Origin of the sequence: Oligosphaera ethanolica (assembly GCF_030814695.1) — a bacterium.
GTDB classification, from domain to species: domain Bacteria; phylum Verrucomicrobiota; class Lentisphaeria; order Oligosphaerales; family Oligosphaeraceae; genus Oligosphaera; species Oligosphaera ethanolica.
In genome coordinates, this window is record NZ_JAUSVL010000001.1 from 5,075,955 (window position 1) to 5,094,447 (window position 18,493).

Genomic DNA, 18,493 nt, shown 5'->3' on the forward strand with positions numbered 1-18,493 from the left:
GAAGGACTCACGCCATGTTGCATCGCACCCTCACTTTTGCTGGCTTGGACAAGGCTTACTGGACTGAAGAGGACCTTGTCATTCCAGATGGTTATCGCGTCATTACCATGGAAATGACCACGGTCAGCCCCGGCACCGAACTTGGTGGCGTTCGCAGCGGCCGCCCCAATCAACCGGGCTACATCATGACTGGTCGTGATGAACAGGGCCGGCGCTGCTTCGTCTTCCCAACCATGGCTGAGAGCTCTGGTGCCCACTGCAATGTCCGCGCCCTGAGCCCGCAATCGCTGCTACTACCCCTACCGGATGAGCTGCCGCTGGAATGCGCCGGTTTTCTCCGCTTCATCAACATCGGCATGCACGCCTACAACAACCAGGGCGTACTGCCCATGCGCATGGCTGTCATCGGCCTCGGCCCGGTTGGCAATATCGCCGCGCAGATCGGCCGCGTGCTGGGCTGCGATGTCATCGGTGTCGATCCCTCGCCTAACCGCCGCCGGATCGCCAATGCCTGCGGTATTACCACGACACTCTCGCCCGACGATTTCACCCAAATCGACAACACCCTCGATTTCGTCATCGACACCGTTGCCGGCTCGACGACCCTCACCGCCGCAGCCAAAGCCCTCAAAGAAGGCGGCGCCTGCAGCATGGTCGGCATTGTCAAGGACGGGCCATTGACCGCATACGCGCTCTGTAAGCAAATCTGGAATAAAAATCTACTCTTCCGTTCCGGCTGGGAAATGAAAAACCCCATGGCACTCACCGAACGCAACCTCCAACGCGGCGTCCAGTGGCTCATGGATGGCCATGTGCACATCACGCCCTTGCTCAATGGCGTCGTCAAGGCCGATTTGGGCGCCATCACGGCCGCATACCAAAAGCTGAGCAACGACCCCGAAAATAACTTCTGCTACGCCATCGACTGGCGATAACACCATGCACGCCGCACGGCATGCCGTGCGGCTACAGAGATCGCGGCTTTGCCGCACGGCATGCCGTGCGGCTACAGAGATCGCGGCTTCGCGTGAGCCCAAAGGCCTTCCTCTTCGCGTCTTCGCGTGATGAGGCATCTTTGCGTGCTACTTTTTGGGCTGCCGGCTTATTTTTGCCTGCGTCCATCTTGTATTCAGGGTAAAAACCATTAGCTTTCGCCGTCGCCACGAGCATCAGAATAATTCGTGGCTGGTAATGTATTCACGCCTGTCCCCATGCATAAAATGAGGTGACTGAGGATGTCTGAAATCTTGATTTGTATGGGCAGCTCATGCTTTGCCAGAGGCAATAACCGCAACTTGACGGTGATTCAGGACTTTTTGAAGCGCAACGGCCTCAGCGATCGCGTCAAACTGCGCGGCGATCTTTGCCATGGCAACTGCAAAGAAGGACCGAATCTGGTGATTGATGGCGTCCGCTACACCGAGGTCGACGCCAATGCCTGTCTGGATATCCTCAAGAAGCACTTCGCGCCCGATCAACCAGCCAAGGCATGATGGCTCGCGCCGCAGCACGCCCCGAATAACCGTATAGGCTGCGCCGAGCATGAGCCAAAGGCGCAAAAGCCGTGTCTAAGGCCACAGTAATGATGCCCGAAAGTGTGCCGCATACCGCCATGGCGCGAGTATGGCGCAAGCGCTGATTTCAGCCCCCCTGACAGGCAGGTGACGTGAATGGACAATTCCCAGCAACACCCAATCTATACAGAAAAAAACGAATGCCAGGACTGCTGCCGTTGCGTACGTATGTGCCCCGTAAAGGCCATTAAAATCGAAAATGGCAGCGCGAACATCATTCCGCAGTTGTGCATAGCCTGCGGCCGCTGTACCAAAGTTTGCCCCTTCAATGCCAAACGCGTGCGCTCGGACATCGGCCGCGCCAAACAGCTGCTCAAAGACCCAGCGCCCGTGTACGTGTCCATCGCGCCGTCCTTCCGCACGGAGTTCGCCGACATTCCCGAGAACAAGCTCATTGCAGCCTTGCGCCGACTGGGCTTTGCCGGCGTGTCCGAAACCGCCCTGGGCGCCCAGGAAGTGTCCGCATCCGTCGCCGAGCTGCTTAAACGCGATCCGACGCCGCGCGTGTACATCTCCTCGGCCTGTCCGGTCGTCGTAGATCTGATCGGCAAGTACATTCCGTCCATGGCAGCCAGTATCACTGATTTCTGTTCACCGGCGCAGGCCCATGCCCGGCTGCTCAAAAAGCACTACGGCGACCACATCCGGGTGGTCTTCATCGGCCCCTGCATCGGCAAGAAAGTCGAGGCCGACGAGCATCCCGAATTACTGACCCTGGCGCTGAGCTACAACAATCTCCGCGAGTGGTTCCAGTCCGAAAGCATCGACCCGCTCGCCATGCAACCGACTGAACGCGACGTGTTCTGCCCCGACCGCGCCGCCGAAGGCGCGCTCTACCCGGTCGATGGTGGCATGATCGCCGGCATCAAGGCCAATTGCTCCATCCACGACGCGGATTTCATGGCCTTCTCAGGCGTGAACAATGTGGTCAGCGCCCTACACGATCTGGACAAGACGCACCTCAAGAGACCGCTATTCCTGGAACTTCTCGCCTGTGAGGGCGGCTGCGTCAACGGTCCCATCGGCCATGACACCGAAGCGACCATCATCAAACGCCAGCAGATTGTCAACGCCGTCGACTACGATCCCGCCGTCGTCCCCCGTCAGGCCCGCGTCGACGCCACGCTTACACACCCGAAAACGCCGGTGCTCAAACGCGAGTTCTCCGCCAAGGAAATCAACGACGCGCTGCTGTCCATCGGCAAACAGAGTTTTGAGGACGAGTTGAACTGCTCTGGCTGCGGCTACAACAGCTGCCGGGATTTCGCCGTCGCGTTGCTGGAGGGCAAGGCCGAGCCGTCGATGTGCGTGTCCTACATGCGCAAACTGGCGAACAAAAAGGCCAACACGCTCATCCAGACCATGCCTTCCGGCGTCATCATCGTACAGGAAAACATGAACGTAGTCGAATGCAACCGGCGCTTTGCCGAAATGCTCGGCGACGACATCAAGGACGCCTTTGAGGTCTCGCCCGGCCTAGAAGGCGCCAGCGCTCAGAAACTCGTACCATTCCTCACCAAGTACTTCGACCAGGTGCTGGAGACCGGCTGTGATATCTCTTACCGCGACATTGAAAACAACGGCTCGGTGTACAACGTCACCATCTTCACCATCGAGCCGCACCGCATTGTCGGCTGCATTATGCGCGATATTACCGAACCCGCCGTAGAAAAAGAGCAGGTCATCCGCAAAGCCCAGGAGGTTATCCGCCGGCAGATGGAAACCGTGCAAAAAATCGCCTACCTCCTCGGTGAAAATGCCGCGGAATCACAAGTTAGCCTCAATGACATCATCGATTCATACAGCAGCAAGCGCTTGGCAGGACGGGACAATGCAGACTCACGCCGATGACTTTTTCATTGAGGTCGATCACCACCAGCTCTTCAAATACCGCCAGCCCGTCGGGGGTGACGTCTTTCTGTCCCGTAAAATCAAGGGCGCGCGGCGTATCGTGTCCGTCCTCTCCGATGGTCTTGGCAGCGGCGTGAAAGCCAACGTGCTGGCCACGCTCACCAGTAGCATGGCACTCGAATTCGCCACCAACGACACCGATTTACGCAGCACCGCGCAGGTCATCATGGACACGCTCCCGGTCTGCAGTCAGCGTAAGGTGGCCTACTCGACCTTCACCATCGTCGACATCGAACACGACAACAGCGTCCGCATTATCGAGCACGACAACCCGCCGTGCCTCGTCCTACGCCGCGGCGAAATCCTCAAACGCGAAAAAGACTCCTACGAAATGGCGCCCGGCACCGGCAATGTCCAAGGCAACCGCACCGTGGTGTTCTCGCAGTTCCAGGCGGAAGAGGGCGACCGCGTCATCTTCTTCTCCGATGGCGTTTCGCAATCCGGCATGGGCCGGGACGCCTTTCCCCTTGGCTGGGGCATTGACGCCGTCCGTGCCTTCGCCATGACGTTGATCAAGCAGAATCCCGCCATATCTGCCCGCGAACTGGCCCGTCAGCTGGTCGAACATGCGGCGCTAAACGACGAGAATCGCCCCAAGGATGACATCACCTGCGGTGTGGTCTATTTCCGCCATCCCCGTCGCCTCCTCGTCGTCACTGGCCCACCGTTCTCGCAGGAAAATGACAAGGTTATGGCCGACTTCGTGCGCAATTTCAATGGCCGGATCATTGTCTCGGGCGGGACCACGGCGGGCATTGTCGCCCGCGAACTCGACGTCGATGTGCGCATAAACCTGGACTTGCTGGACCCCGAAGTACCGCCCATCTCTCACATGAAAGGCGTCGACTTGGTTACCGAAGGTACCATCACCCTCGCCAAGGTTACCGAAATGCTCGAGCGCGGCGCCATGATTGAACGCCTGCCCAAAAATGGTGCGACCATGATCCTTGAGCTCTTCCGCAACAGCGACATCATCCAGTTCCTTGTCGGCACCCGCATCAATGAAGCGCATCAAGATCCCAATGTGCCCATGGAACTTGACCTGCGCCGGACCCTCATGAAACGACTCGCTAGACTCCTGGAAGAAAAGTACCTCAAGGAAACCCGAATACAGTTTATCTGAACACGGGATAGAATAGACTTGGTGGACTTGGTGGAGACAGCAGAGACTGCGGACATCGTGGTCAGGAACGCACAACTCACTATCATAGGAGACGATCATGGCCCGTTCCATCATTTCCGGCTTGATTATCATGTTATCCCTCACTTTGCTGGCACCACTATGGGGTCAGGGCGCCATACGCGAAGAGGGCGACGTCGTCATCATCCAAAACACGGGCAACATACTGCGGCTGAGCAAAACCGGCGCCGGCGCCATCCTGTCCTTCCAAGACCGGCAGAGCGGCCGGGAATACCTCGCCGACGGTAATGACACGCCGCTGTTCCAGCTGCTGTTGACGCGCGCTGGCGACCAGTCCGGCGAGACCATCACCCTCAGCAGCAACGATGCCGCCCGCATGACTGTGACAGTCTTGCCTAAAGACGGCGGTCAAGACGCCGTCGAGCTGCATTACAGCGGCTTTGCTGACTGGCCGCAGCTGGCAGTCCACTGCCGCATCGCCGTGCAGGCCGGCGACGCACTGTTGCGCTGGCGCTTGCGCGTGAGCGGCGCACCAACGCTGGTGCTCGAAGATAGTCAGTATCCGCTGCTGTTGCTTAAGGACCGTCTAGGTGACAGTCGTGCCGACGATATGGCCTTGGCCGGCGCCACCGAAGGCGGCGCTTTCATGGCACCCGGCGACTGGAAGCAGGGCTTTCAACGCCGTTATATCCAGCCGGGATCGCTGGCGGCGCAGTTCGCCAGCTTCCACGATCCTGCTGGCGGCGTCTTCACTGCCACGCAAGACGCCGTGGGTTACCACAAGACTGTCGCCATCGCCCGCCAGAACCGCGGCGTTGAGTACAGTTGGTCGCATCAATGTTTTCATCCCCTGACGGCGCCCTACGAACTACCCTACGACGTGGTCTGTACCACCTTCCGCAGCGCCGATCCCGCGCGCCCCTGCGATTGGCGCGACGCTGCGGATATCCACAAACGCTGGGCCGTGACGCAGCCGTGGTGCGCGCAAACGGTTGCCGCACGGCAGGACATTCCCGACTGGATCAAGCGCGGCTGCATCCGCGTGCAGTGGGAGTTGCGCAGCGATGGCGAGCCCGACGCCGTTTGCGACTGGCTGGACAACAAGTGGTCCAAGCACTTTCCAAATCTGCCGCCATTCATGACCTTCTTAGGCTATGAGCGGATTGCCTCGTGGGTGGCACCGAAGTACACGCCATTTTATCCCTCTGACGAAGCCTTTACCGCCATGACCCGACGCATTGCCGATATGGGCGGCCACGTCTGTCTTTTCCCCTCCACCTACCAATGGACGCTGACCCTTAGGCCGAAACCCGACGGCAGCTGCGACTGGGATGACCGTAAGGACTTCGCTGCCATCGGCGAAAAACACGCAATCAAAGACCGCCAGGGCAACGTGATGCTCAAAAAACCATCGTGGCTCTACGGTGGCCAGACGGCGGCGCTCTGCCGCGGCGATGCTTGGACCCGCGAATTCTTCCGCGCCGCCGTGAACGACATGGCCGCGCGCGGCGTCGATGTCGTGCAGCTCGACCAAGTCGTAGGCGGCGCCTGGCCCAGCGATGGCCGCACGGCCTGCTTCAGCCCCGACCACGGCCACGCGCCGGGCTTCGGGCGCTGGGATGTGGACGCCTTCCACGAACAAATGGCGCTACTGCGCGCACGGGCCAACGCAAAATATCCCAGGATGGTCTTCAGCATGGAGTCGCCACAGGAGCTTTTCGCCCAAGAGTTTGGACTCTATGACTACCGCCATGCTCGATCGGTGTTCATCATCAACCAATGGGAGCAGTATCCGCGCCAGCACGCGGCGATTTTCCCCTATCTTTACCACGAGTACATGCCGGTATTCCAAATCCCCCCACACAGCGAGCCGGTAGGACTGATCCTCGCCCAGGCCGTCGTCAGCGGCGAAATGCCGTCATGCAAACAACACCAGATGGAATTCCCCGGCGAGCCACTAGTCAAAAATGGCGATTTTGATGTCCCCAGCATGCCGCCGGCAAATTGGCGGATCTGGCGCAGTCAGCCATATGGGCCTGCTATAGTTGACTACGACAGCGCCACGCCGGGGCAGGGTGCCGCCGCCCTGCGTGTTGTCGGCACTGACGACAGCGAGGACGTACACGTCTATCAAGTCCTGGCGCTGGCCGAGGCGCACTTGGCGGTGGGTGGGAAGTACCGCCTGCGCTTTATGATGAAGTCTGACGCCCTCAGCGGCACGGGCGCCGTCAGTCTGTCGGCCATGAGCGACAGCAATTGGCAGTTCTGGAAAGAGCTTGACGCCTGGCATACCAATGCGCTAAGCAGCCAGGGCTGGCAGTCCTACGAGCAGCCCTTTACGATTCCAGCCGACACCAAGGCCATGCGTATCACCCTGCGCCTCAAGGGAAAAGGCAGCATCACTTTCGATCAGATCGTCCTTGATGAACTGCATGCCGACGGCAGTTACGCTGAACTGACGCGGCCCGGCAATGCCGTCTTCACGATCATGTCGCAGTGGGCAGCCCTCGCCACTGCCGGTGCCGGCAAGTACTTCATGCAGGGTAAGTTGCTGCATCCGCCACCGCTGACGACGGCGCGGTTCGAACATCAGATGACATCCGGCAAGGCGGCCAAACTCAATGGCCAGCTCTACACCATGATGAAAGACGCCAGCAAGCTGGTCGACAGCGCGTCCTGTACCATTGACATCGTCTCCGGCGAGAGCACGTGGCAGCAGCATAGCATGGACATCACGATCACCGCCGGCGCCGTCGAATTCCACGTTCCCATCAGCCTGCGCCAAAAGGGAGAAATGCTTCTTGACGACTTCAAACTGACGGAAATCGGCGGCAATGGCGACAATCTCCTGCCCAACCCCGGCTTCGAGGACTGGGCGGACCCCACGCAGGCCCCGGCCAGCTGGCAGCATATCGCCGAGTATCAGGGGCGAGTATTCAAGGGGACCTTCCACCGCGAGGAAAAGGACGTCCGCAGCGGCAACTACGCCATTCGACTGGCCAGTGCTGCCAACGACGATCTGGCGCACCTCAAACAGGTCCTGCCCATTGACGGCAGCATGCTGGCCGTTGGCAAGAGCTACCGCCTGAGCTTCTGGGTCAAGATGCGCAATCTTGCGCGCTGGCTGCCCATCGAAGTCAAACACGACTTCCCGGCCATCCTCCACAACGCCTTCCAGGCCCCGGACGGCGACAGCGCGGTCCTGATGATCAATATCAGCGACGTCGCCCAAAGCGGCACCCTCCACTGGCAGGGCCAGGAATCCACGCACACCCTCAAGCCATGGGAACTCAAACTCGTCGAGACTAAATAGCTTGTTGAGAGCGGCTACGCTTTGAACACTATCGGCAGGGCGGTCAGCCCAAGAGGATGGCCAGGATCACTAGCGCAGCGCAGAGGGCAATGACGAGCCACAGTCCGCGCTGGCGATACCAGGGCCGGGCAGCGACGCCGGAGCCGGGGGAGCCGCCAGCACTGGGCGGTTGACCGTCTTTTGCGGCTTGGCCGAGGGGCGCGCCGGGATTGAAGAGCGTGGCGAAGGCGCGCTGGCGGGCGCGTTCGCTCATAATCTCGATGACTTCTTCGCGGGTGATTTCGCCCTTCTGAAGTTTTTCGCCGAGTTCGTCGTCCGTTGGATAATCGACCATGATACGCTCGCATTCAATGGATTAGTGGAGTGAGTAAGGTCAATCGGCGCCCTGTGCTCTTCGCACAAGGCGCCGGCGGGCCGATACTCATCGCTGGGTGATAATGTTGCTTACTGCGCCACGCTGATGCTGGTTCCAACGGGAGCGCTGAATGAACGCAGTTGGTAGGGCGCCAGAGACAACGCGGCTTTGCCGGCGGCGTGTTCGACGGCTGGACTGTTGGTTAGCAGGTCGGTGATCTGCGGGGCAGCGATAGTGAGGGTGATGGTCGCCGGCTGGTGATCAGTATTGACGACGTAGAACCAGGTCTTGCCGGCATACTCCGTCTGGCGCACTTTGACAACAGCGCTGTTACTTTCGACATCGCTGAAGACTTTGGCCGGCAGGGCGCGGAATGCCCGCGCGAAAGGCACGAGATAGTCCTCCATACCGTAGGTGCCAATGAGGAAGCCGCCTTTGCTGAAGCCGACCAGGTCGTGGTAGCGCAGAGGCAGCACGTAGTGGCGCATGGCGTGGTAGGACGCCGGATTGATGGTGGTCACCCGCCACGTGTGCTCGTTCAGCCAGGGCGCCGACAGCGAATTGGCCTTGTCGCCCTTGTTGACGCTGCCGATGGCAGATTCCCAGTAGCGGTCGTGCATGTGTATCCACGGCCAGCGAGCCGTGTTGAGCGCGTTATAGAAGCCGGGGAGGGTGTCCAGTATCCGCTGATGCGCCTGTGATTCGGGACTGCCGTAGGCATGCACTTCGCGCCAGCGGTAGTCCGCCGGTACCAGCGCCTGGCAGATGACGACGTTCGGCGTGTCGGCAAAAAGCCGCGCGTCCAGACCGGCCTCGCGGTTCATGCTGTCCAGAAAATCCTCCTGGGTGAAATTGGGATGTTTGTTATCGGCAGGCATGAAACTGTTGACGACCAGCCGCAGGTCCGGTCGGGCGGCAGCCAGCCGTGCCGCGATGTCCTTGTACCAGCGCGCCAGCGTGCGGCAACGCCAAGCTATCCACTCGTCACGAGCGTTCGCATTGAGCCACGTGGCGTACTCTTTGCCGCGCAGGGGATTCTGGCGATCAGCCGGTACAGTGATGCCCGTTTCACGGGTAAAGGCGTCAATGACGTAGTCGTTATAGCCGGCCTGGATATCGCCAAACCACAACACACAATGGCGGGTGAGGTGAAACACTACGCCCTTGAAGGATGGATGATCCTTGCCGTCGGCGATCATGGCGTCAATATCGGCCGTGATCTGATTCATCACGTCGGGATGCGCAATATTGAAATTGGGGGGCGAGTTGTGCCAGCCACCGGGATTGGGCTTGCCAGTGTCCAGGATGGATATGGCCTTGGGATGCAGACTGCCGTCGGAGAGGCTTGCTTTGGTCACATAGCCATCTGGCACCGGTATGGTGTTCTGATTGATCGTCGGCATGAAATACAGGCCCTCGGCGTCAAATTTGGTATAAAACGCCTTGAGGAACTGCTGCGCGTGCCCGCGAGGATTGTAGCGCTCGCCAATGGGACCGTGGTACCACGAACCGGGATAGGCAAGGAGGTTCTGACCGGAGTACTTCATGTACGCAGCCGTCCGGTTGATCATGGATTCCAGGCCCGGCATGGATCCGCCGGATACCGCAAAGTCGTAGTTAATGGCCGGGTCTTCGTAGTACAGCGCCACCACGCGCTCCCAGCCGTCAATGGCCGGCGGCTTGACAACCGGCGCCGCCGGCAACCCTGAAGCAACTTTGTACACCCGGATGGCCGATACCGCTGCTGGGGCATTCTCCCGCGCCGTCATGAAAATGACACTGACATCGCGAGCATTGGCCCAGTACAGGCAGCGAGACGTCAGGATCTGGTGCTGGTTGGGGTATTCGTCACCCGCGGCATAGCCCGTCTGCAACTCATACTCACTGCCGCGATGAGCAGAGGTCTGCACCAGGATGTCCGCTGTGCGGACTTTGTCGTCGGGATAGTCGATCTCAAAACAGTAAAGGTGATGGTCGTCGGGAAGCTGAAAACGCAGAGCGAAACGACTGCCCTTGGCGGTCGCGGCTTCAAGGTACTTCACGCCCGCAAGTTCGCCGATGTCGCACTGGCCGACGCTGACAAAGCGGTCGGCGTCCGGCACGGCGTCCAGCACCAAGGTGTCGACGAGATCCAGCTGCAGGTCACTGCCGGCGGCGATTTCCGGGTTCTCGGCGGCGAGCACCCACAGGTCCTGGCTGACTGGCTCGGCAAGCTTCTCAGAACGGATGAGCAGCTGGTGTTTTCCCGGCGCGCTGGCGGGCAGGTCAACCACAATTGCCTTGCTGCCCATTGTGGGCGCTAAGCTCTGTTGGCCAACGGCCACGGTCTTGCTGTTGCTGTCCTGCAGTAACCAACTGAAGGGCAGGGGCTCCGACAAGTGGTTGTTGACCGTGCAAGTCACTGGCGTCGCTTTTCCGGCCAGGACGTACAGCGTATCCAGCGACGTCGTCACTTGGATCATTTCCATACTTAGGTTACGGACAGCGTCGGCATTTAGCGGCGCAGAGAAGATCTTCAGATCATCAATCAGGCCGTCGGCCTGCTCTTCGTTGAACATGGATCCCACAAAGAAAGACGAGAAGGGATCGCCGCGGGTATATTCTTTGCGGGCGCCCTGCATAGCCTGTTTGATTGGGCTATAACCGTCGCTAAGCGAAGCGCTGCCAGCAGGGCGGCCGTTGTAATACAGCTTGGCACCCTCTTCATTCCAGGTGAAGGCAATATGCCGCCAGGAGCCGCTTAGCAGAGGCGGATTGATGGTGAGATAGCCGTCGAAATCGTCGGCAAGATCGCCGCGCAGCCGCGTGTTCCAATACCACAGCCAGATAGCGCCCGAGCCAATACGGTTCTCGGGGCGAGCGAAACCAAAGAGGTTGCGCCAGTCGGCGTCATTTGTGCGAATGCGATCGCCTTCTTTCCATAATGGTTTGTACCACAAGGAGATAGTACCTCTAATGGGATCAACGTTTGCGGGCAGGCTGTATTCCAGCGAGGACTTGTCCTGGTAGCTCATTTTGATGGCACGCCCCTTGATGCCGTCCTCAAAGTTGACATTGTCCGCACGCAGGGGCTGCGCCTGGCCTTTGGCGAAGGTCGCCGCGGCGCCGTCGTCGAAGCTGGCATGGAAAAGCAATTCAGGCTCGGGACGGGGTATGGGCGGCACGGGTGGCGTCGGATAGATGGCCGCGCCGTAGAATTTGAAGACGCCAGCAGTAAGGACATCATAGCGCAAATGGAGGTCGAGAAGGTCGCTGGGCAATTCCTGCGAATACTGAAAGACCCGCCGACGTCCCTGGAGGGTGATGCTTTTGTGGGTGTAGTAGTGATTGCGACTGGTGGCGCGGCCTTCGAAATAAAGGTGCATTTTACTGCTCGGCACGCCATCGATATCAACACTTAACGTGTAATCCTTGCCGATGGCAGCACTGATATCCAAACCGTAGGTCATGATGTGGACTTTTCCCGATCCCTGCTCAAAGGCCGCTCGGGTATCAATGAGCAGATGGTCGTCTGCCAGGCTGACCTGCAACAACTGGCCGGCCTGGGCATTGTCCGCATACACCCTAAACGTCGCCGCTCTTTGGCCTGGCATAGTGACATTGGCGCCATTGCCATCGTCGGCCTTGCTGACGATGACGTCCTGCCAGCCCTCCGGCGGAAAGCTCTGTTGGGCGAAGCACAAAGAACCCAAGGCAAGGCAGGTGGCGAGGGTGGCTACTATGAGCGTTTTTTTTCGCATGGTGACTCCTGGCGTAATGAGCAATTAATAAAGGATGAGGATAGCAGTGAGCGCAGACATCAATCCGTCACGGCAAAATAACGCTTGCCAGCGCTTGCGGGCTTTTCAGCGTTGACGCTGAAAGAGCTGTGGCTGTAATAGCGCGGATCGCTGACGGTCACGGTCTTTTTGTCTTCACGCTGATACTTGATGGTGACGTGGCTGATGGCAACGCGGCCCGTCTGACCGGGCGCGGGGCGGATGCTCAAGGCGTTCAGCCGGCGCATGATATTCCGGGGGATGGCGACGCTGCCTTTTTCACTGCGGCCACACGGGCGCCCCTTGGCAATGCTGCCGATGACCTGGTCGTTGACGAGCAGCTCGGCGTCAGCATCCGCGCGGACGTAGATAAAATGCAGGACATAGTCGTGTTCGGCCGCAAATGCCTTGTCGCCGTTGCCGTTGATCAGCAGGCAGCGGGTGCTGCTGGTGCTCTCTTTGCCGTCCTGAAGCGCCTTGAAATCAATGGTGTAGAGATTGTCCGGCCAGGTGGCACTATCAAATGACAGGGTCCAGAATGACCACAGCGGCTCGCGACTGCTCATAACCGGTGCCAGCGCGACGTCGTAATTGCGGACCGACGCCGTCAACTCCACCGGCTTGCCGTAGTCGAGCACGCTTACTGTCAGCGTCTGCTCGCCGCTGCCGATATCTCCCGCTGATGGCGCAATGCGGGCAATGGCGTTGTGCCCTTCGCGATTGAAGTACGCCGTGCGTTGAAAAACGCCGTCGTTGACGCTGATCAGCCGGTAGCCCTGCGGCGACCCATCGCTGTTGGGACCGCCCCACCAGGCGCCGGAGAGAGCGCCGGTGACAAAGATCGGCGCGTCATTGAGCCGCGCTTCATAGTTGTTGTGGAGATGCCCGCAGAATGCCGCCTGGAGATTGTGCCCCTGCAGCAGTTTCGCCAGTCGGTCCTGGTCACGCAGGCCGCCACTGTGGCCGGGTATTCCCGCCTGCGGTTCATGGCAGAAGAGGATGATGGGCGTACCAGGCTTGAGCAGCGCGAGGTCTTTTTCCAGCCAGGCAAGCTGTTCGTCCCCAAGTGCTTCGCGATAGCCCAGGCCCTTATGCATCTGGGTGCCATCCAGAGCGTAGAAACGCACGCCGGCCCAGTCAAAGCTGTAATAGGTCGGCCCAAAGCGATGGCGAAAAAGGCCTTTGCCGTAAAACTCGTGGTTGAGGTCCCGCTCGGGATTGTTGCTCATAGCGTGCTCATGATTGCCAATGACGTGAAAGAGCGGAAAAGTCCTGTCCGCAATTCCCTGTTCGTAGGCGTCGAACTGCTCAATGCCCTTGTCTACCGGCAAAGTGTCGGAATTGCCCACTAGATCGCCCGTGTTGATGGCAAAGGCAAAAGGGGCGGGCAGGGCGCCGAGCTGCTCTATAAAGCCCTTCAGTGCCGGTATCTTCCCGGCCGTAAGGTGCGTATCCGTGAACTGCACAATGTTGAATTCGCGGTCCTGCGGCGCTGCCGCCAAGCCAAAGTCGTGCTCTTTGCCGGCATCACCCCAGCACCAGAAAGCGCCAACGGGCTCGTGGTCGCTCGGCCGGCAATACCACAGCAGCGGCTTGGCCTCAGTGCTGTCAAGGCTGAAACGGCCGTCGGCAGCGCTCTGCACCACGGCGTGCCCGTCGCTAACGACGACGCCGGCCAGGCCGTTCTCGCCGGCGTCAAGCCGGCCATTGCGGTTCTGATCCAGGAAGATGTGGCCATTGAAGGTCGCAGCGGTCAGGAGGCCGGGGAGGACGGCAAGGACACACAGTCTTCGCAGAGAGCTAATCATGTCGGATCCCTTTTGGTTAATGATGTATAGTCAGACGCAACAAATTGTCCAAAAGTCAATTAGTGACTCCCAAAGATCTCCTTGACGGCCTTGAGATAGCCATAGCCGTAGAGATCGTCGGGCTCAAGATAGCTCGTTTCAGTCCACTCATTCCAGCTGTTGATGGTCACCAACGGATGACGATCGGGACGCTGCGCTAAAAAGTCCTTGGCCATCGCCAACGCCCGAGAAAAATTCTCCGGCGTGTTATTGCGGCAGACCGTCGGGGCGAATTTTTTGAAGCGCGGGTTGTTATCCCAGCCGATGGACACGTGGGGAAAGTACGGCTGCTGGTAATTTTGGTCGATCTTTTCCCACTCCTTCTGTACGTCGGGCAGGACGTCCAGATAATCGCGGTTCATGTTGGTGAAATGCACGAATTGATAGTGGGTGAGGCTGTCAAAGGCCAGGCGATCGAAATCCTGCCGGGTCACGCCGCCGACGTTGGCGTCAACGCCACTGAGGTTATTGCCATTTTTTCGCCAGGCCGCAGCCTGCAGATGCAATCCCGGAAAACCGGCCTTGACCGTTTCTTCGCGGAAGAATTCCAGTGCGCGGCAACAGCCGTCGATACCGCCCAGGCCATTGATGAGATTCTGCAGCTCATAGATCATAAAGACCGGCTTGCCGTCGATGCAATAATACGATGGCTGGCTGAAATAGCGCTCAATGACCCGGTGCACGACGATCTCAAATTCGTGCCGGTCGACGGCGCCGCCCCAGATCACCGTCTGGTGGTTGCGGTCCGACTGCTCAATGTTCCAGACGTGATTGGCGTCGTGATTGGCCCACATGAGGTAGAATTTGACTCGGTCGTTATTGCGCGCCTTGAGGTAGCCGTTGTTAAGACACTGCTCCAGAAAAGGCCGGCGGTCATACCAGTACCAGTCGTAGATAAAGACATTGACGCCGTGGTCCGCAGCGGCGGCAATCTGCATCTCCATCACGTAGGGATCGGCTTCATTCACATAGCCCCACAACGGCCGCCGTGGCCAGTTGTGCTCGGGAGTCTTCTTTACCGAATTTTTTACCGACTGCCATTCGCCCATGCCTTCGCCCCAAAACATCAGCGAACGGGGGTCGTCGCCAGTGTAGGCAGGCCAGATATACGCTGCAACATCAATGGCCTGGGGGGCACTTGCTTCTTGTGTGTCCATAACGCGTGCTGCTTTTCCTCTGATTTTTCCGGGCAATGCCGGTTTACCTAATAGCTCAATGGTGTATGGTGAATGCGTGACCGAAACCAGAGCCGTTGGCGATGCCTGCAAAAGCGAGGCCGTAGCTGCAGACTAGGTCGGCTGAAGGTAAAGTGAAACTATACGGCCCATGCTCAGAATGTAAAGATGGCATAAGCCAGTCGCAGCGTTAAATCACTAGCAGGATTTACAAAGACAGGAGCGATCATGTACAGCAATTACAAGAAGTTCTCCGTCGATTTCAACGAAAAAGACCACTGCTTCGCCTGCTTGTACCACGGCGATCACGAAGAGACGGAGTGGGCCTTCGTAAGCAACGCCCGCGTGTCCTTCCGCAATGCCGCCGGCGCGGTAGTACTGCCGTCGTCATTTGCCAAGGTCAACTACAGCCGCCAGGGCAGCGGCATCGCCTGCCAGCAAATCAACGTCTACTACGAAGGCGGCAACGACGGCGTCGTCAACGCCAATCTACAATTCATCCTCACCAACGACGCCATTGAAATCAAGACTTTCTCCCGTGGCGTCGTCCACATCGACGGCGATTTCCACTGGGGCGACGCTCCCGGGCAGAGTACCTTCGGCATCCGCCTGCAATCCCATGACAACATTCTCCGCGCCGCCAGTGGACCGGCATTCAGCCGCCATGAAAACGCACTCTTCGACCGCCAACACGACCGCGTCCTCGAAATCCGCGCACCGGATAGATTCCGCGTCGCCTTCGACTGGGCCAAAAACGCCTACGGCTTCAGCTTCGAAAATGGCATTGACTTCGGGCGCAATTTCGCCTTCCGCATCCACGAGCACTACTGCCGGGACAAATTCGCCATCCCCTACGCGCCGATCCGCAAGACCCACGGCTTCACGACGCCGCCAATTGGCTGGATGACCTGGTATGCCGTGCAGTTCAAGGCCAGCGAAGAGGTCGTGCTCGACAATGCCCGCAAGCTCCAGGAGCGCTTCGGCAACCACGCGGACAAGCTCTGTCTGTGGGTGGACTGGGAATGGAACCACAAAGCCTTTGACGGCCTGGGAGAAGAGGGCGTCAACACCTTTACGCCGCGCAAAGAGCCCTATCCCAACGGCCTGGCCGTTGTCGCCAAACAAATCAGCGACATGGGCCTCATTCCTATTCTCTGGGTCGGCGCAACCAACGACGGTCAGATCAACCCGATGCTCAAAGAGCATCCCGACTGGGTGATCGGCCAGAAAACCAGTTGGTGCGGCCAGTACTGGGTGGACCCCACCAACCCCGAGGTGGTCAAGACCTACATCCCCGCCATCTTCAAGCAGATCATGGACTGGGGGTTCAAAGGCATCAAATGGGACTGCTTGCCAATGACGTTCGACATGTGCGAGCTCTTCTGCGACCATCTGAAACGGCCCGAGGTACCGCCGCACGTGGCCATGCGTCAGGTCATCCAGGCCGCCCGCGACACCGTCGGACCCGATGTCTATATGCTTTCCTGTGCGGGAAGCACGGAACGGGATATCACTTTCGCCATGGACATCTTCGATGCGGCCCGTATCGGCGGCGATATCTTCGGCTGGGAGGAATTCATCCGCAACAGCATTGAGCGGGTCTTCCGCTTCTTCGCCTGGCACAACGTAGTCTTCTACGCCGATGGCGATAACTTGGTCCTGCGCAAGGAATTTAACAATCTCAACCAGGCCCGTTCCCGTGTATCATTCTATGGCCTGACTGGCCTGCCGTTGACCATTGGTGACCCCATGGACGACCTCGATGCGGACCGCGTGGACATGCTTCGCCGTATCATGCCCGTCGTGGATGTCCACCCTATGGAACTGGCACAGAAAACCCGGGGCAAGGACTGCGTCGTCACCAACCTGCTGATCAACAAGCCCTTCGGATTCTGGAACGTCGTGGCCGTCATGAATCTTAAGGAAGAACCGCTCAGCGTCTCACTAAGCCTTGCCGCCGATCTGGATATCGACACCAACGATGGCCAACGCTACGCCGCCTACGATTTCTGGCAAGACCGCTACCTGGGCGTTGTCGATGAAGCCCTGCAACTGGATATCGCCGCCCAAGACAGCGTCGTGCTGCGCTTGACACCGCTGGCCGACGACCGGCCCACCGTCGTCTCCAGCTCACGCCATATCACTCAGGGTGGCTACGAACTGGCTAACCTAAGCTGGGATGAAAAGACCTTGTCGCTCTCCGGCGTCAGCCAATGTGTCGCCAATGAACCCAGCCGCATCAGCATCGTCATGCCCGAAGGGCTCCGTGCTGTGGCCGCACAGGCCACCAATGCCACTGCGGAAATGGTCAGCGCATACGACAATGGCGCGCCGCTCAAAGTCGTCCTCACCACCCCGCAAAATGCCGCCGTCACCTGGAATCTCCGCTGCGAGAAAAACGGCTGATGAAATAGAGCAGACCAATCAGACCGACGATCCGCCCGATCCGTCCGATTTACTGTTTTTTCTCAGACGGATCAGACCGATCAGACCGATCAGACCGATCAGACCGATCGTCGACTTGATCCGTCCGATCCGTCCGATCCGTCCGATCGGTCCGCGAAAGACAGTCGATCAGACCATCGCCGCGAAGCGGCAGCAGCACTGAAAGCGCGAAAAAAAACCAAGGCAAGCGCGCTTTCAGCGCTGCTTGCCCTGGGTTCAACGCTAACAATGTCCGTGTTCCTCGTCTGCGCTAGTGCTTGGGAGTTCTCAGTACTTATTGGTGAGGGTGTACATGGACATGCGCGAGCCGGAGTCGTAGGTGGCTTCGACTTTCATCGTCTGCACATGGCCATCAACCAAGGTAAAGTTGCCCATGTTGTTATGGCGATTGATTGGCGGGTAGAAGCCATAATCACCCGACGTCGTGTAGGGCGTGTGCATCGGCCAGTCGCCAACGACCTCGTTGATCTGAACGCGGAAATTAAACTTTTCGCATTTGGCATTGTCAGCGAAGGTGATGGTCGTCGACGGAAACTGTACCTGTGAGAGATTGGCGGAGGTGTTCCAGTTGGACACACTGACATTCATCTGGTAGGTGCAGTATTGGCCGGGCACACTGTCGGATGGGCACAGATAGACTTTCTTGTCGCCGATGTAGGGATAGACTGCACCGGTGGCATGGGTCGTCAGATAATCCGGGTAAGTGCGGTGCGGCTCGTTGATGGGAAACTGGCCGTTGTTGTCATCAAAATACATGGTCTGGCCCGTGCCAAACTGTTTCAAGTTGGAGGTGCAGGAGATCGCCCGGGCTTTCTCCCGCGCTTTCGCCAAAGCCGGCAGCAGCATGGCCGCCAAAATGGCGATTATCGCGATGACGACTAGCAATTCGATCAACGTAAATGCCCGCTTTGTCATGATCAGATACTCCTTTTTTTAATGAAAAGACTGAATAAAACACGACGAAGGCAGTATAC

General features: G+C 58.7%; 11 protein-coding genes. 6 read left to right on the forward strand and 5 right to left on the reverse strand.

What is annotated here, in order from left to right:
- Positions 1 to 14: 14 nt before the first annotated feature.
- From J3R75_RS17645 to J3R75_RS17665, 5 genes are all read left to right on the forward strand, one after another.
- Positions 15 to 935 carry a zinc-binding dehydrogenase gene (locus J3R75_RS17645; protein WP_307264432.1) on the forward strand — a complete coding sequence of 307 codons (921 nt, stop codon included), beginning with the start codon at positions 15 to 17 and terminating at the stop codon, positions 933 to 935.
- 300 nt (positions 936 to 1,235) lie between these two features.
- Positions 1,236 to 1,493, forward strand: a complete 258-nt coding sequence (locus J3R75_RS17650; protein ID WP_307264434.1) for a (2Fe-2S) ferredoxin domain-containing protein — start codon at positions 1,236 to 1,238, stop codon at positions 1,491 to 1,493.
- A gap of 177 nt (positions 1,494 to 1,670) precedes the next feature.
- Positions 1,671 to 3,425: a [Fe-Fe] hydrogenase large subunit C-terminal domain-containing protein gene (locus J3R75_RS17655; RefSeq protein WP_307264435.1), complete on the forward strand. Its 1,755-nt coding sequence runs from the start codon at positions 1,671 to 1,673 to the stop codon at positions 3,423 to 3,425.
- Entirely contained in the window at positions 3,406 to 4,608 is a 1,203-nt protein-coding gene (locus tag J3R75_RS17660; RefSeq protein ID WP_307264438.1) for a SpoIIE family protein phosphatase, read from the forward strand. Before J3R75_RS17655 ends, J3R75_RS17660 begins: the two co-directional genes overlap by 20 nt.
- A 97-nt stretch (positions 4,609 to 4,705) precedes the next feature.
- On the forward strand, positions 4,706 to 7,939 hold the full coding sequence (locus J3R75_RS17665; RefSeq protein ID WP_307264440.1) for a DUF6259 domain-containing protein: 3,234 nt from the start codon (positions 4,706 to 4,708) through the stop codon (positions 7,937 to 7,939).
- Between the two features lie 43 nt (positions 7,940 to 7,982).
- On the opposite strand, the gene J3R75_RS17670 is transcribed toward J3R75_RS17665, so the two are convergent.
- From J3R75_RS17670 to J3R75_RS17685, 4 genes are all read right to left on the reverse strand, one after another.
- Positions 7,983 to 8,273, reverse strand: a complete 291-nt coding sequence (locus J3R75_RS17670) for a hypothetical protein (protein ID WP_307264442.1) — start codon at positions 8,271 to 8,273, stop codon at positions 7,983 to 7,985.
- Positions 8,274 to 8,383: 110 nt separating this feature from the next.
- Positions 8,384 to 12,034 carry a LamG domain-containing protein gene (locus tag J3R75_RS17675; protein ID WP_307264445.1) on the reverse strand — a complete coding sequence of 1,217 codons (3,651 nt, stop codon included), beginning with the start codon at positions 12,032 to 12,034 and terminating at the stop codon, positions 8,384 to 8,386.
- Positions 12,035 to 12,093: 59 nt separating this feature from the next.
- Positions 12,094 to 13,860, reverse strand: coding sequence for a metallophosphoesterase (locus J3R75_RS17680; protein WP_307264448.1), 1,767 nt, complete (start codon positions 13,858 to 13,860; stop codon positions 12,094 to 12,096).
- Positions 13,861 to 13,919: 59 nt separating this feature from the next.
- On the reverse strand, positions 13,920 to 15,056 hold the full coding sequence (locus J3R75_RS17685) for a glycosyltransferase WbsX family protein (RefSeq protein ID WP_307264452.1): 1,137 nt from the start codon (positions 15,054 to 15,056) through the stop codon (positions 13,920 to 13,922).
- 246 nt (positions 15,057 to 15,302) lie between these two features.
- On the opposite strand from J3R75_RS17685, the gene J3R75_RS17690 reads away from it, so the two are divergent.
- Complete coding sequence (locus J3R75_RS17690) at positions 15,303 to 17,480, forward strand: alpha-galactosidase (protein ID WP_307264454.1); 2,178 nt, start codon at positions 15,303 to 15,305, stop codon at positions 17,478 to 17,480.
- 306 nt (positions 17,481 to 17,786) lie between these two features.
- On the opposite strand, the gene J3R75_RS17695 is transcribed toward J3R75_RS17690, so the two are convergent.
- The gene (locus tag J3R75_RS17695) at positions 17,787 to 18,434 is read right to left on the reverse strand and encodes a prepilin-type N-terminal cleavage/methylation domain-containing protein (protein WP_307264456.1); all 648 of its coding nucleotides are present in this window, start codon (positions 18,432 to 18,434) and stop codon (positions 17,787 to 17,789) included.
- Positions 18,435 to 18,493: the final 59 nt, after the last annotated feature.

Coding starts and splice junctions, on each gene's coding strand:
- J3R75_RS17670 (WP_307264442.1), bottom strand. CDS start 8,273: ATGGTCGATTATCCAACGGACGACGAACTCGGCGAAAAACTTCAGAAG.
- J3R75_RS17660 (WP_307264438.1), top strand. CDS start 3,406: ATGCAGACTCACGCCGATGACTTTTTCATTGAGGTCGATCACCACCAG.
- J3R75_RS17650 (WP_307264434.1), top strand. CDS start 1,236: ATGTCTGAAATCTTGATTTGTATGGGCAGCTCATGCTTTGCCAGAGGC.
- J3R75_RS17680 (WP_307264448.1), bottom strand. CDS start 13,860: ATGATTAGCTCTCTGCGAAGACTGTGTGTCCTTGCCGTCCTCCCCGGC.
- J3R75_RS17675 (WP_307264445.1), bottom strand. CDS start 12,034: ATGCGAAAAAAAACGCTCATAGTAGCCACCCTCGCCACCTGCCTTGCC.
- J3R75_RS17645 (WP_307264432.1), top strand. CDS start 15: ATGTTGCATCGCACCCTCACTTTTGCTGGCTTGGACAAGGCTTACTGG.
- J3R75_RS17690 (WP_307264454.1), top strand. CDS start 15,303: ATGTACAGCAATTACAAGAAGTTCTCCGTCGATTTCAACGAAAAAGAC.
- J3R75_RS17655 (WP_307264435.1), top strand. CDS start 1,671: ATGGACAATTCCCAGCAACACCCAATCTATACAGAAAAAAACGAATGC.
- J3R75_RS17695 (WP_307264456.1), bottom strand. CDS start 18,434: ATGACAAAGCGGGCATTTACGTTGATCGAATTGCTAGTCGTCATCGCG.
- J3R75_RS17665 (WP_307264440.1), top strand. CDS start 4,706: ATGGCCCGTTCCATCATTTCCGGCTTGATTATCATGTTATCCCTCACT.
- J3R75_RS17685 (WP_307264452.1), bottom strand. CDS start 15,056: ATGGACACACAAGAAGCAAGTGCCCCCCAGGCCATTGATGTTGCAGCG.